This is a genomic window from Blautia sp. HA3515 (assembly GCF_059933065.1).
On record NZ_JAYFUY010000148.1, the window covers coordinates 1 to 14,671 of the forward strand.

The window sequence follows — 14,671 nt, forward strand, 5'->3', positions numbered from 1 at the left end:
CCCTTCCTCAATATAATACAGTACAAATGTGGTCAGAAGAATACCAAGAGTGTTGGCCTTGATCACACTGGCAAGCACAAGACGCCTGCCCTGCATACGCATAGGCTCATAAAGAGAAAATGCATGATACATCATCAGAGATGCGGAACAATAAAAAGCAGTGCGAACATGTACTGTTCAAAGGATCGGGTACGCACTGCTGTCGCTGCAAAGGGGCCTATAAATCGTAATGCCCAGGCAAAAATATACGCCAGGATAATCATACAGGCATCTATTGCCACATGGAGAAGACTGAAATTTTTCTGGTTGTCCTTAATCAATTCCTGTCACCTCGTTTTTTCGCTCTACTTATCTTATAATAGATGCAACATAATTGCAATAAAATCTTGAAATACAATTTATAAAAATTTCATGAAAAAGGGTAACTATTCAGCAGATAGTAACGGTAAGGATACTGAACAGTTACGAAACCGTTAAGCTTTCCCTTGTTTATCCACGGAACCTGCGGATGATGTTTACCCATAATTCCAGCTGTATCTTCAGATAATTTGGCAGATTCTTTATGGAAAAACGTACTTTGCGGTCTTTCTTGCTGATCTGGAAACCATTCTTGATCCCCGCCAGATATTCCCGTCCCATACCTTTTAAGGTAAAAAACAGGATCTTTACTGCAAAACCCTGTATCATAAAAGGCAGGTTCAGAATGATCTGCAGAACCGGCATATTTTTATAGATCAGATAAATATTATTTCTTGATGAATATCTTGTTTTGAACTGATTAGTACCTGGAACCGCTGGTACCGCTGCCTACATGATAGACCACTGCCTTTGGCGCATACCAGTTCTCATAGCCCATGATCCTTGCACGGTAGCACACATCCAGATCCTCCAGATAAGCAAAATGCTCTTCATCAAAATATCCGGTCTTATCCAGGAATTCCCTTCTGTAAATAGCTGCTCCGGCACAGGTGGCAAACACCTGCTCTTCCTGGTCATAGGCGTGGATACTCTTGCCCTTTCCTCTTGCAAAAGCCCAGCCAAGGGCACAATAATAATTGCCTGCGTCATCCAGCTTGTCCCGGTCATTAAACTGGACCATTTTGCCTGCACAGGAAAAAGCATTGCTATGCCTTTTGATGGCGGACAGCATCTCATTTACAAAATCCTTTTCAACTTCTGTATCATTATTCAAAAGCAGCAATATTCTGCCGCAGACGCTTTTATCCCTTCATTGACAGCACGGCTGAACCCATAATTATCCGGAAGCTCGATCACCCGTACCCAGGGATAACTGGCTGCTGCAAAGGATGTACTTCCGTCAGCAGAACCATTATCCACCAGGATCACCTCAAAATCCCGGAATGTCTGGCATTCCAGACTTGACAATACACCATCCAGATATGCCATCCCATTATAATTGGGTATTACCACTGAAACTTCAACTTCCTGCATGATATTTTCCTCCTTATTGCCCTTTCCTGTTCTTCATCCCCGGAAGTGGTTTCAGGGAATAATTCCACTTTTGTAGAGAGACAGATTCTTATTGTAATAAGGATCCCCCCTCTTTTCAGGATCTGGATCCAGTGGCTTCTCATATATTCGATCTCTGTCTGAAAGCGCCTTACTTTGTCTTTACTGTCTTCCAGGCCTCTTGTTTTGGACTCCATATGATAAAGCTTTGCATAAGGATCGTACACCACCAGGTATCCTTCCCTGCGTATTTTCAGACAAAGATCCACATCATTAAAAGCTACCGCAAGTTCCTTTGTAAAACCGCCAGCCTTTTCAAAGGCATCTCTTTTTACCATCATGCAGGCTGCCGTCACTGCACTCATGTCCTGAAGAATGGATGCTTTATGCAGATATCCTGTCCTCTCAGCCGGCATATCTACAAACAAATGGCCTGCAATACCTCCCATACCTACCACACAGCCTGCATGCTGGATGGTATTATCCGGATAAAGAAGCTTCACGCCTACGGCTCCCACTTCCCGCCTCTGACAGATGCCCAGCATTTCCTCCATCCAATCCGGTGTGATCACTGTAATGTCATTATTCAGGAAAGGGAAGTAATCCCCTCTGGCATTTTTTGCTCCAAAATCATTAATAGCTGAATAATTGAAAACTCCATTCCAACTACAGGAACCTCATTGCTCCTTTGACAGCTGCTTATAATATTCAAAAATCTCATCTGTGGTACTGTTATTCTCAACGATCAGGATCTCATAATGTTTATAAGAGGTATTCTCACGGATAGACCGGATACAGGCCTGAAGCGTATCTCTTCTCATCCTTATTGGGAATGATCACAGACACAAGGGGAGAACCCTGTACTGGGTACTGCACTCTGTAGAAGCCCAGATCCTTGGTATGGCTTACCACACCCTGTGTCCCGGTTCTTTCAAAGGTGAGCCTCAATCGCCCGTTTGCCCGCATCAAAGGCATACATCTTGCTTGCAGGATTGTCAGCAGTAGATGCTTTATGTGTCCTCCAGTGATATAAAATCTCCGGTACATGCGCCACACAGCCTGCTGCCTCCACACATCGGAAAATAAAATCATAATCCTGGGCACCATCGTATTCCCTGCGAAATCCACCAACCTTCTCCACAATAGCACGGGATACTGTAAAAAAATGGCAGATATAATTATTGGAGCGTAAAAGATCCAGGTTAAAATCCGGCTTCAGATGAGGCTGAAAATGCTCCTTCAGATCCATGGTCACCTTATCTTCGTCTGTATATACAACCTCTGGTCTGGGATCTGTATTGAGGGCCTGTACCACTTCAAACAGAGCATTGGGAGCCAGCAGATCATCATGATCCATCAGTCCGATATAGTCGCCCTGTGCCATTTCAAAAGCGGCATTTGTATTTTCTGCGATCCCCAGGTTGGCCTTCAATGGCTGCCAGCGGATCCTCGGATCCTGCGCCTGGTATCCATCCAGGATCTGACACATCTCTTTGTCCTCAGGGCTGCCGTTAGCAATACAAAGCTCCCAATTAACATAAGTCTGTGCAAGGACTGACTCCAGCATCTGTTTTAAAAAGGCAGACGGTGTTCGATAAGCCGGTACCACTACACTGATCTTAGGTGCATAGGCAAAAGTATGCTTTCTCTGTTTCTCCAGCACTGTCTCATCCGGAATATATGCTTCATACCAGGGACCGTAAGGAACCTCCTCAGGCTCAAACCGTTCGTGAAGACGGATCCAGAATTCCCTTGGGCCATAATGCTTCAGATAGCGAAGCCCTTTCTGGATGGTATAGGGAGACAGCTTCTTCAGCAGACGCCCCCATTGGATCTTCATCCCTGACGATTTTTGTTTACTCATATTTTCTTTTTACCTCTGTTTTATTATTACTGTCCATTTTAACATTCTACTATATTTTTTGCAAGAAATGGAGTAAATGTGATATACTATTTCTGATTACAGATATGCTATGATAAAAATATTAAGCTGTAATCGTCTGAAACAGCTGACAAATAATAAAAAGATAACAGGAGATAATCTATACAATGAAAAAGCAAAAGAAATCCCCCAGCAGAAAACGAACTGTTTTTTCCCTTCTGCTCTCTGCCGGGGCTATCTGCTTCCCTGATCCTGGGAAGCCCTGCATTTGCAGAAGAGGCTGCTACAGATACTGCTGCCTCAAGTATCACCACCAACCAGATTTCAGGATGGCCCCAAGGACCTGAGATCACTTCTGAAGCCGCTGTGATCCTTGAAGACAGCACCGGTACTACCCTGTACGCCAAGAATATGGATGAGGTTCTTTATCCTGGGAGCACCGTCAAGATCATGACCTGTCTTCTTGCTTTAGAGAACAGCAATCTTACAGATGAAGTGACCATGACTGCTACCGGCGTTTCCGGTGTTACCGATGGAGGGGCCAATATTTCAGCACAGCTTGATGAAGTTTTTACCATGGAACAATGCCTGTATGCCATCATGGTTGCCTCTGCCAACGATATTGCCCTTCAGGTTGCAGAGCATATCGGCGGATCCGTTGAAAACTTTGTTGCCATGATGAATACTAGGGCTGCCCAGCTTGGCTGTACCAACACAGTATTCACCAACCCTACCTGGGCTTCCTGATGAGAATCAGCATACCACAGCCCATGATATGGCATTGATCATGAAGGCAGCTACAGAGAATCCTTCCTTTTCTCCTATTGCCAGTGCGAATACCTACACCATTCCGGCAAGCGAGAATGTATCCGGAGGAGCCAGATCACTTACCAGCAAGTTCACTATGACCAACAACAGTTCAGATGCTTACTACCAGGGCTGTCTTGGCGGCAAGGAAGGATTTACAGAGGCTTCCCAAAGTACACTTGTATGCAGTGCACAGCGCAATGATGTTACATTGATCTGCGTTGTTTTAAAAGGCGCCTCCGGCCAGACAGATGATGAAGCCATCACTCTTTGTGGATTACGGATTTTCCAATTTCCAGCTTCTTACCTTAGGTCAGGATGATTTTTCCCTGATGTCCGGAGGTCAGGTGATCGTACCTGCAGGTGCTTCAGAGGACAGCCTGACTGTTCAGGATACACCGGCAGGCGACCAGGTGAACCGCACTTACTTCTACAGCGGCGTGCAGGTTGGTACTGCTGTAATGGAGCCGGAACAGGAACAGGACACCTCTCTTTATACCAACGGACAGGCTAACATGGAAGCCGCAAAGGCCTATTCCCAGTCCACCTCCTACGTGCCTTATGCAGTGATTGGAGGCGTGGCATTTCTGATCCTTCTTCTGTTATTTATCAAAATGATCAAGATCATCAAGTCCTGATATCAGGATCCAGATGTGCAAGCTCCCTGCACCTGTTTGATCAGTTAAGAGCGCAAAAGCAATATATCCACCATAATAAAAGCCAGCCGAAACGCAATCGGCTGGCTTTCATTTATGGTGGATATATCTGCTTAATGATTATTCTGCATCCTCTGTATCTTCTGCTGCATTCTCGGTATCTTCTGCCTCATCTTCAGCAACTTCTACAGGAAGCTTGTTGTCATCATTCATCTCCTCCGGATTGCTTACGCTTACCGTATGATCATACCATTTGCCCTTAGTTCCGATAATGGCAAGATCAAAATCCTGATCAAGAGCCTCTACAGGAACATCAAAGCCATACACTTCATCTGATAAACCATCCTTATAGGTAACTGTATCTGTGGTAGGCTGGAGCAGCTCTGCGTCATCCTTCTGTGCATCCTCAGCAAGCCCTGGGAAAAGATTCACTATGTTCTTGGATACAAGAGAGATATGAAGGGTCATTTTGCCGTCTTCTACAGTAAGCTGGCCTTTGCCCTCGCATGCCTCGTTTGTGTGGAACATGCTGCTGTCTGTATTAAAGTCAACAATGTAAACTCCATCCTCCAGATCCTGTGTATCGGATGCTTCTTCTTTGGTGTCTGCTGCCTCTGCCCATACCGGCAGTGTCATAGGAACTGTCATAGCAGAAATACTTAATGCTGATACTAAAATGGCTAATGAACGCTTCATAACTTTCTTATCTCCTTTATGGTGATGTGGCCGAATTGGCCACATGTCCGTTTATTTTGCTAAGCTGTCGATAGCTGCTTTTGTATGCTCTACATACAGCTGCTCTACTGCATCGACTCTTCCAAGTCCTTCGATCTGGCAGTCTACGCTGTCAAATTCTCCGGATGCCTCAAACATGCTCTTCCAGGAATCATCGTCATCTCCTGCCATATCGTTGTTTGCATGATCACCTGCAACAACCATCAGCGGACGAAGAACAACTTTCTTGAATCCAGCGTCTTTTACTTTAGCGATTACAGCATCGCAGGCTGTGTCTTCCGGCTCACCCTCTACAGTACCGATGAATGCGTTTGTAAATCCAAGGTTCTCCATCTGTGTCTGCATCTGGTCATAAGTAACATTTGCTGTATGGGATGTTCCATGACCCATGAATACGAATGCTGTACCATCTTCTGCTGCAGCTTCCATGCTGTCATAGCCTGCAGTCTTTACAGCCTCATCTGTGATAGCTTTCGCTACAGCTTCTTTGTCCTCATTGATCACTGTAGCGTCTTCTCCAACCTCACCCAGCATTGGCTCTGCAATAGCTACAGACTCAAATTTGTCTTTATATTCCTCAATAGCAGCTGTCATCTCATCATACTCTGCACCATGCATCAGATGTGTAGGCTGTACAACCAGATTCTTAACCCCGTTTGCAACTGCACGGTCAAGTGCCTGCTGCATATTATCAATATGCTCATCATCTCTTGCCTGCACATGATTAATAATGATCTGAGCTGTAAATGCTCTTCTTACAGACCAATCCGGATATGCTTCCTGAAGTGCATCCTCAATACCTTTGATATCCTGTGCACGGCTATCATTGAAAGAAGTACCAAAGCTTACAACCAGAAGCTCATTCTCACCGATCTCATCCTGGTTTCTAGGATCATCCTTGGAAGCATCTCCTGTATCTCTTCCGAAATACTCAGGGCTTGCCTCTTCTCCCTCTACCAGTTCCTTCTGTGCATCTGTCAGTGCATCCCATGCTTCTTTTGCTTCTGTGCACTGTGCATCTGTATCGTCTGTTCTCTCCTGTACGTAGATCGCATCAATAAGAGCTGCCACTTTATCTGCTGCCTCCTGGTCTGCGTCCTCAGAAGAAGCATCGTCTGCTGCTTCTGTGTCATCTGCTGCTTCTGCGTCGTCTGCTGCTTCTGTGTCGTCTGTTGTCTCTGCTGCGTCCTCTGTCTCTGCAAATGCTGCTGTTGCTGCGCATGTCATGCTTGCTGCCATGGATACAGACAGGATCAGTGCCATAATTGTTTTGCGCTTCATTATTTTTTCCTCTTTTTTTCGTATTTCCGGACGAACTATGCATAAAAACAGCGGTCACATTTCTGCGACCGCAATGCTTCTCATCAACACATTCGTTCCTTTTGCCAGATGCTTCTCCCTCTTTGCAGAAGTACCCAGACGGTAAACTATATGATCATATAATGTTATGAGAATACTGGTTCTGTGTTCCGCAGATCCACAATTCCACGCAAAGGCAGTTCTCCTGACTTCGTTCTACACTGCTTCCCCTTCCCGGTTATCCAGTGGGCTCTGAAGCAGCTCCCTTACACAGTGACGGCATCGTTCCGGATTCACACCGGATTCCCTTTTATGCATCATGAAATGATGCTACCTGTACGCTACAACTTTATACATATTCAATTCGGATATCTAATAGTTATCATATAATTATGTCTTTTCTATGAACAAAGAATGTATATACCGTAAACATAAGATAGATGATCCAGAATGCCAGACTTAGCAGGATCCCTTCTTTCAGCAATGGTGCATGATAAGTAAGTGTAAGGGCATGATTTCCTTCTTTTACTTTACATGCAAGGAAGCCTAAGTCCCCTTTCTGCAGCTCCGTGTCTTCGCCATCGATCTTAAGGCTCCATCCATCCTCATAAGGAATCATAAAAAGTACATATCCATCTGAAGCCGCCTGGATACTGCCTGTTACCAGTGTATCCTTCCGGGGAGCATCCAGCACAACCTTTGATTCCTTCTTTGCCTGGGACTTTCCAAGACCTGCCGCACTTTCCCTGTCTTCCCCATCCTCCAGCACAATGGCATTACTTAAAAACTTTTTCCGGATCTTTTTATCAACTGCCCGCAGGCTGCTTTCTGATACCGTTTCATCATAAAACCTTGCCACATCGCTTTCCCGTACATTTTGATACAGATACATACTGCCAAACTGACGGATCAGCGTATATTTGCTGCTGTCCAGGCTGCTGTTCTTGGAAATCAGGTATCTTACCCCTGTAAAGGCTGCAAACCAGTTGTTCATGGCATTATCCCAAAAGGTATACCGGTTCCGGTCTGCATAATAAAAGCTGGGGAAACAGGTGTTTACAAAATCCTTTACATTGCTGTTCATAACAGAATTATAGGTACTGACCCCTCTGTACCCCTGGGCCAGGGAATCCATTGAAATCGTTGCAGACGAAAAGTCCTTTTCCACCCGGTAAAAGCTTTTGTCTGTTTCCCTTAAAAATTCCAGAATATCCTGGATATCCTGACTGTAAAGCTCCCGGAAATATGCCTGAGGCTTATCAATAAAATCTCTGGCCTGCTGCTCGGACGGATCCTCAACGATCTTCTCAAGATAATCATCCGTTACCTGCACCACTGTTTCTGCCGGTGTATCCTCTTTTTTCAGGGACATTCTGTCCTCATAGCCAACAGTTCCTTCACAGATCACATTCACGGCCATGGCCAGTGCCAGAATACTAAAAAGCACCTGTTCCCCTTTTACTTTCAGCCGGTTCACCAGTAAAAGTACAACCGCCATCACCGTTCCGGTTACAGCCGTGATCACTGCGTTCTGTCTGTATTCAGCAAAAAGACTATCCTCATAGCCCATCCTGCAGGCTTTATACATAAAGATGCAAACCAGGACCACACCTATTATGCTGGCTTTGCCGCCCTTTTTCAGATAATCCCAGGTCCAGGCTGCTGCCAGAAGAATCATAGGGAGCAGCAGGAAAGTATATCTGTATGTAACCGTAGCAAAAGCATTAAAGGCATAACCGCCTACAGGAAAGATCATCAGAAGCAGCATAAACAAAGCTGCACCGTAAGCTGTCCTTCTGGTACGCTTTGTCCCATTGCTTTTCCAGAACAAAAGCAGAAACTGCACCACCAGGAAAACTGCCAGAACAGAAACAAACAGCACCGGATCCTCATAATAATTCCAGAAGCCATAATATTTCTTGTCGCCCAGTTCCTGAAGATTCTGGAAATTCGTGGAAAAAGGACGAAGCAGCAGAGTTTCATAATATTCCTGCTTATTCAGGGTAAAACACCTTTTTAAAAGATCTGCCAGGGTCCTCTTCTGCTCCACCCTGGATGTTACATTTAAAAGAATGGATGCCATAGGAAGAAAAACTGCAAAGCTCATCCCAAGTCCCAACAGCATAAGCAGACAGCCGCCCGCAAATTTTCCTATCCTCTGCCGGATGGTAAGCCCATTCAGGGAGATCACCCGGAACAGAAGATACAGGCCTGTTCCCGCCAGGCACATATATGTGAAATACACACTGTAGATCCCGCAAAAAAATACCATTACCGGAAACAGCTTCCATTTTTTCTCTTTTCTTAAAAATTTCTCGCAGAATAAAAGTAATAGCGGAAAATACACCGTTACCATTCCAAACTGGTAATGCTGTCCCCAAACAAGAAGATAGCCGCTAAGTCCATAGGCAAAGCCAAATACAAATTTGCTCTGCCTGCTAAAGGAAAATTCTGACAGAAACCAGTAAAAAATCCAGCCTGCTGCCAGGATCCTACCGATCTGTATCCATACCAGGAAAAACAGCATGTGTGCAGGTCCAAGGATCACTCCCAGGGCATACAGCACCATCAGGGACGGGTCAAACAGATTCAGGTTAAACATGCTGGTTCCAAAACCATTGTTAAAATCCCACAGAGAAAAATTTCCTTCTCGAAGATGGTTGACTATGGTTGCATAATGCATGGTGTACTGCTCCAGGGTATCTCCCCCTACATCGCTGAACACCAACAGTTCATTTCCGAAAATGTAATTTCTGTAAATCACCAGACCACTGACAAACAATACCAGCAGGAGCAGAAGTCTTGTCTTCTGCTCCCGGCTTATTTTATTGATATATTTTTTCATAGCTTTTAAATCCTCTTCAGGGAAAAATCCTGGCTCTTTAAAGTAAGATTTGGATTGTAATAGGGGTCTCCGTCGCGAAGGATCTCAGGCCATTTTTTCTCAAACACAGCCATTTCCCTGTTAAATCTGGCCACCTTTTCAGGTGTATCCTCAAGTCCTCTTGATTTTGACTCATAATGGTACAGCTCTGCATAAGGATTGTATACGATCAGATAACCGGCCTTCCGCAGCTTCAGGCAGAAATCAATATCATTAAATGCAACTGCCAGATCCTCGCTTAAACCGCCCACCTTTTCAAAGGCTTCTTTCTTTACCATCATACAGGCTGCTGTAACAGCACTGTAATCCTGGGCGCAGATGATCCTGTGGCAGTAGCCTGTAGTCCCTCTTGGCTGCATCACAAAACAGTGCCCGGCAATTCCGCCAAAGCCGATCACCACTCCTGCATGCTGGATGGTATCATCCTCATAATAAAGCCTTGCACCTACAGCCCCCACATCCGGACGCATACAATAGCCAAGCAATTCTTCCAGACAATCCGGGTTAATGATCTCCGTATCATTATTCAGAAGCAGGAAATATTCTCCTCTTGCATACTTTGCCCCAAAGTTATTAATCGCAGAGAAATTAAATGGACCATCCCAGTACACCACACGAGCCTTTGGATTTTCCTTTTCCAGATCTTTATAGTACTGGAAGGTAGCCGGATCTGTACTGTTATTCTCAACGATCACATACTCGTAATTCTTATAAGTAGATTTACTGTCAATAGCATTCATACACCGTTTCAGATCATCTATATGGTCTTTATTAGGAACGATGATAGAGATCAACGGATCCCTGTCCCGAAGGAATCTGGTACGGTAAAGTCCGGGAAATTCTCCAGGAAATACCTGTGCCGAAATGCCGATACGTTCATAATGAGCTTCAATGGCCCGCTTCCCGGCTTCAAAGGCATAGCCCTTGCTCTCCGGATTCTCTGCTGTAGAGTCCTCATGGCATCTCCAGTGATACAAGATCTTAGGAATATGATAAATCTCCTGATCCTTCACTGCCTCCACACACCGGAATACAAAATCGTAGTCCTGTGCCCCATCATAAGCACTGCGAAGCAAACCAACCTGATCCAGCAGCTCCCGCTTCACCACAAATAAATGACAGATGTAATTGACTGTACAAAGAAGATCCGGGTTGTAATCCGGCTTAAAATGGGGCTGAAAAAATTTGTGTCCATCCATGGACATTTTATCTTCGTCAGAATAAAGCACCCGTATTCCCGGATGTTCATTTAAAGCCTTTACACAGGAAAATAAAGCATTAGGAGTCAATTCGTCATCATGATCTGCAAAAGCAATGAAATCTCCTTGTGCCATTGCCAGCGCCTGATTGGTATTTTCAGAAATCTGCAAAGGCTTTTCACTGAACACAACCTTGATCCTTTCATCCTGGGCTGCCAGCTCCTGAAGCAGCTTCCTGATAGGGGAATCAGCCCCGCTTCCATCAGAAATGCAAAGCTGCCAGTTAGGATACGTCTGCTCTTTTACACATTCTACCAGTCTGCGCAGATATTTTTCCGGTGTTTTATAAGCAGGAACCACAATAGAGATCATTGGCTGGAAATCAAATTTTGTCCGCCGCTCCTTTTCCAATTCTCCTTTTGTGGGAAGATGTCTCTCGATCCATTTAGAATAAGGGATCTCCCTGGTGGAAACGGTTTTCACCTTGGCCACCGTCTTATTCCATAACGCAGCAGGGCCTTGATATTTCAGATACTTCATGCCCTTTTTCGCATATTTTTCCACCTTATTTGCCAGGATCACCGGTTTTTGCAGGTGCACTACATAAACTGATTTTTTGCCTTTACATTCAAAAACAAGATACATTACCTTTCCGGAAAAACCGGTTACTTCTGCAAAAAATCCTGTCTTTCCAGGATCCTTTGCTTCCTCATAAAGCTGTTCCACATCCACCCGTGCAGTCCTTTGGATATCTGCCTGGACAGGCTTTTTATTTTCATCAAAAATATGGACCAAAACCGGTCCGTCAGCAATGGTCCAGCCCCTTAAACGGACACAGCCTGCCTGCACCTTTTCCTCTTCCATATAATACTGGGGCTTTCCTCTTTTTTTCTCCAGATCCTTCACCGGAATGGAAAACCACAATTCCTTTTTATCTGGTGTGTCTGCATAGATCTTCAGTTTATGGTAGCCCTTCAGATCCTGTGGAAGCTGTACCGTTGCTGTGATCCGTTCTCCCCGGATCCTGTCCGGATCCTTGAAGCGCTCCATGGCGCTAACGATCTCCAGTTTCTGGATATCTGCCTTTAACTGGCTGTTATCCAGAAAAGCCATCATTTTTCCTTCTTTGGGCCAGGTTCCCTGCAGAACATACCGTGTAGGATCCTGTAAATGGAGCCGTTCTTTCGTTACCTCAAATATTTCCTTATACATTTTAAACCTCTCTTAAGGAACAGTCTCCTTCTGTCACTGATAAATTCGGGCTATAATAAGGATCTCCCTTGGCCAGCTCTTTTTCCCACTTTTTCTCAAAAAGCCGGGTTTCTTTCTTAAATCGAAGCTGCTTCTCCGGTGTATCCTCCAAGCCTCTGGACTTAGACTCATAATGATACAGCTGTGCGTAAGGCGTAAATACTACCTTTTTCTTATGCTGTCCAAGCTTCATGCAGAAATCAATATCATTAAATGCAACTACAAACTCCGGATCAAAACCATCTACCAGCAGAAAATCCTCTTTCTTAACCAGCATACAAGCAGCCGTCACTGCACTGTATTCCTGTACGCTTACCAATCGTCCCATATAACCATCTGCGCTGCCGGACGCCCTGCAGAAAATATGTCCTGCAATGCCTCCCAGGCCGATCACTACACCTGCATGCTGGATGGTATCATCCGGATAAAACAGCTTTGCCCCTGCCGCGCCCACGTCCTTCTGCTGACAAAGCATCAGCATTTCCTGGATCCAGTTGGGAGTAAGCACCTCTACGTCGTTGTTCAGAAACAGGAAGTATTCCCCATTCGCCTGAGCTGCTGCAAAATTATTGATAGCAGAAAAATTAAAACCTTCTTTCCAGGTGAGAAGCCTTACAAAAGAATACTTTCGGGTCATTTCCTCATAATATTCAAAGGTTTCCGGATGGTCGCTGTTATTTTCTACAACCAGTACTTCAAAATTCCGGTAGGTACTTTTCTTATCAATAGAAGAAAGACACAGTTCCAGATCCTTTACATGATCTTTGTTGGGAATGATAATGGAGATCAAGGGCTGTCCCTGGATCTTCACCCGGCTTCTGTACCAGCCTGGCCTCTTTGTCATCTCCACTTCTGCCTGGATCCCCATTCTTTTGTAATGTGCTTCCAGCGCTCTTTTCCCTGCTTCATAGGCATAAGCCTTGCTTGCAGGGTCTGCTGCCGTAGACTCCATATGGCACCTCCAATGGTACAGTACCCTTGGAATATGCACTATGTTTTCTGCCTTTTCGCAGCACCGCAGGATCAGGTCATAATCCTGTGCCCCATCATAATCCGACGAAAAAAGTCCAACCTGCTTTAACAATTCTTTCTTTACCACAAAAATGTGACAAATATAGTTATTCTCCCTTAAACGGAAAAGATTGTAATCCGGCTTAAAATTTGGTTCAAAATAATGGGCACCATCCATACTGATCTTATCTTCATCTGTGTACAGTACATCTGCCGAATGATCACCTTTTTGAAGACTTTCATTGATGGCCTTTGCAATATGAAAAAGCGCATCCGGTGCTACCACATCGTCATGGTCTGCAAGAAGGATATAATCCCCATTAGCCATTTTTACTGCCGCATTGGTATTCTCTGAAATACCACCGTTCTTTTCCAGTTTTTTATAGCAGATCCTTGGATCCCTGCCATAATGCTTATGGATATAACCGGTAAGCTCATCTCCTGTGCTTCCGTCCGCCAGGCAAAGCTGCCAGTTCTTGTAGGTTTGCTTTACAATAGAATCCACTGCCTCCTTCAGATAGGGCAATGGCGTATTATAAAGAGGAATCACAATGCTGATCTTAGGCTCATAAGGAAAATGGGTTTTCCGCTGGGCCATCAGCTCTTTTCTCCGGCCTTGTGACGCATCAGCCACTGCTCATAGTCTCCGGTCACGATCCCGGCTTTTGCATCCACATATTTCAAAAACCCACGGATTCCCTTCTTTCGCAGGCATTCCAGATTCTCTTTCCGGTTTTCCCAGGCCAGCACTTTTTTACGCCTGCCGGCAGGTGAATTTTCTGCCTGAAGCTTTTTCAGGTCGATCTCCACTTGTTTTCGGATCTCTTCTCTGCCTGTATTCCCAATGAAAACCAACACCAGCCTGCCTCCGGCCACATCTGCCAGTTTGCCGCTGATCTGAAATCCCAGTTCTTTTTCTTTATATTCTGCGCCAAGCGCCAGACTTTCCACCACATCCGGCCTGCGTCCACGGCTCAGCTTCAAGGGTACCGGATTCCCCTTACCGTCCTGAAGCAGGATCCGGTCAGTACCTTTCTGGCAAAGTACCCAGCCCTCTGCAGCGATCATGGTACGGTACAGCACCTCCTGTCGGTCTATGTGTACCTCCATCATCTGATCCTTACAGAAATCATGAAGCTGCTGTTGATCTGTTTCCCACAGAATGGCATTCTCTTTTCCATCTGTGGCCACAAGCCTCAGCTTTTCATGCTTCTTTACAAGTGCTTCTGCATTGGGGATCCTTATTGTAAAACCGCATTGCTTTGTCCCTGCTGTCTCCGGATATCCGGCCTCCACATCCGGTCTGGCAAAGCGCACCGGCTCCTCCACCGGAAGCTGCTCCCCTGCCGGATCTGTAAGAAGAAAACGTAAGGGCTGGCCTTCCCTTTGAAAGGCCCACCCTTCCAGAATCAGGGATTTTTCATTCTTCTCCTGATATTTACGGTCATCTACACTCCACACTAACTGTTCCATCCGG

General features: G+C 45.2%; 9 protein-coding genes, 2 pseudogenes and 1 riboswitch. Of the genes and pseudogenes, 3 read left to right on the forward strand and 8 right to left on the reverse strand.

Features of this window, described 5'->3' with window-relative positions:
• Positions 1-489: 489 nt before the first annotated feature.
• Positions 490-1,452: pseudogene (locus R1Y93_RS11890) on the reverse strand (glycosyltransferase family 2 protein).
• A gap of 13 nt (positions 1,453-1,465) precedes the next feature.
• Positions 1,466-3,334: pseudogene (locus R1Y93_RS11895) on the reverse strand (glycosyltransferase family 2 protein).
• A gap of 384 nt (positions 3,335-3,718) precedes the next feature.
• Between R1Y93_RS11895 and R1Y93_RS11900 the strand changes: the two are divergent.
• The 3 genes from R1Y93_RS11900 to R1Y93_RS11910 are packed head-to-tail and all read left to right on the forward strand — an operon-like array spanning position 3,719 to position 4,797.
• The gene (locus tag R1Y93_RS11900) at positions 3,719-4,099 is read left to right on the forward strand and encodes a D-alanyl-D-alanine carboxypeptidase family protein (protein ID WP_500822962.1); all 381 of its coding nucleotides are present in this window, start codon (positions 3,719-3,721) and stop codon (positions 4,097-4,099) included.
• On the forward strand, positions 4,053-4,481 hold the full coding sequence (locus R1Y93_RS11905; protein ID WP_500822963.1) for a hypothetical protein: 429 nt from the start codon (positions 4,053-4,055) through the stop codon (positions 4,479-4,481). Before R1Y93_RS11900 ends, R1Y93_RS11905 begins: the two co-directional genes overlap by 47 nt.
• Before the next feature lie 10 nt (positions 4,482-4,491).
• Positions 4,492-4,797, forward strand: coding sequence for a hypothetical protein (locus R1Y93_RS11910; protein ID WP_500822964.1), 306 nt, complete (start codon positions 4,492-4,494; stop codon positions 4,795-4,797).
• A gap of 138 nt (positions 4,798-4,935) precedes the next feature.
• Here R1Y93_RS11910 and R1Y93_RS11915 read toward each other — a convergent pair whose 3' ends face one another.
• The 6 genes from R1Y93_RS11915 to R1Y93_RS11940 all read right to left on the reverse strand — a co-directional run bounded on the left by R1Y93_RS11915 (position 4,936) and on the right by R1Y93_RS11940 (position 14,667).
• Positions 4,936-5,511 carry a hypothetical protein gene (locus R1Y93_RS11915; protein WP_262582749.1) on the reverse strand — a complete coding sequence of 192 codons (576 nt, stop codon included), beginning with the start codon at positions 5,509-5,511 and terminating at the stop codon, positions 4,936-4,938.
• Positions 5,512-5,562: 51 nt separating this feature from the next.
• Positions 5,563-6,831, reverse strand: a complete 1,269-nt coding sequence (locus tag R1Y93_RS11920; protein ID WP_500822965.1) for a sirohydrochlorin cobaltochelatase — start codon at positions 6,829-6,831, stop codon at positions 5,563-5,565.
• Positions 6,832-7,027: 196 nt separating this feature from the next.
• Positions 7,028-7,202: riboswitch (cobalamin riboswitch) on the reverse strand.
• A 29-nt stretch (positions 7,203-7,231) separates the two neighbouring features.
• The gene (locus R1Y93_RS11925; protein ID WP_500822966.1) at positions 7,232-9,694 is read right to left on the reverse strand and encodes a YfhO family protein; all 2,463 of its coding nucleotides are present in this window, start codon (positions 9,692-9,694) and stop codon (positions 7,232-7,234) included.
• A gap of 5 nt (positions 9,695-9,699) precedes the next feature.
• Complete coding sequence (locus tag R1Y93_RS11930) at positions 9,700-12,144, reverse strand: glycosyltransferase family 2 protein (protein ID WP_500822967.1); 2,445 nt, start codon at positions 12,142-12,144, stop codon at positions 9,700-9,702.
• Position 12,145: 1 nt separating this feature from the next.
• Complete coding sequence (locus R1Y93_RS11935; protein ID WP_500822968.1) at positions 12,146-13,828, reverse strand: glycosyltransferase family 2 protein; 1,683 nt, start codon at positions 13,826-13,828, stop codon at positions 12,146-12,148.
• Positions 13,792-14,667, reverse strand: a complete 876-nt coding sequence (locus tag R1Y93_RS11940) for a hypothetical protein (RefSeq protein WP_500822969.1) — start codon at positions 14,665-14,667, stop codon at positions 13,792-13,794. Before R1Y93_RS11940 ends, R1Y93_RS11935 begins: the two co-directional genes overlap by 37 nt.
• Between the last annotated feature and the right edge of the window lie 4 nt (positions 14,668-14,671).

Coding starts and splice junctions, on each gene's coding strand:
- R1Y93_RS11910 (WP_500822964.1), top strand. CDS start 4,492: ATGTCCGGAGGTCAGGTGATCGTACCTGCAGGTGCTTCAGAGGACAGC.
- R1Y93_RS11915 (WP_262582749.1), bottom strand. CDS start 5,511: ATGAAGCGTTCATTAGCCATTTTAGTATCAGCATTAAGTATTTCTGCT.
- R1Y93_RS11920 (WP_500822965.1), bottom strand. CDS start 6,831: ATGAAGCGCAAAACAATTATGGCACTGATCCTGTCTGTATCCATGGCA.
- R1Y93_RS11925 (WP_500822966.1), bottom strand. CDS start 9,694: ATGAAAAAATATATCAATAAAATAAGCCGGGAGCAGAAGACAAGACTT.
- R1Y93_RS11930 (WP_500822967.1), bottom strand. CDS start 12,144: ATGTATAAGGAAATATTTGAGGTAACGAAAGAACGGCTCCATTTACAG.
- R1Y93_RS11940 (WP_500822969.1), bottom strand. CDS start 14,667: ATGGAACAGTTAGTGTGGAGTGTAGATGACCGTAAATATCAGGAGAAG.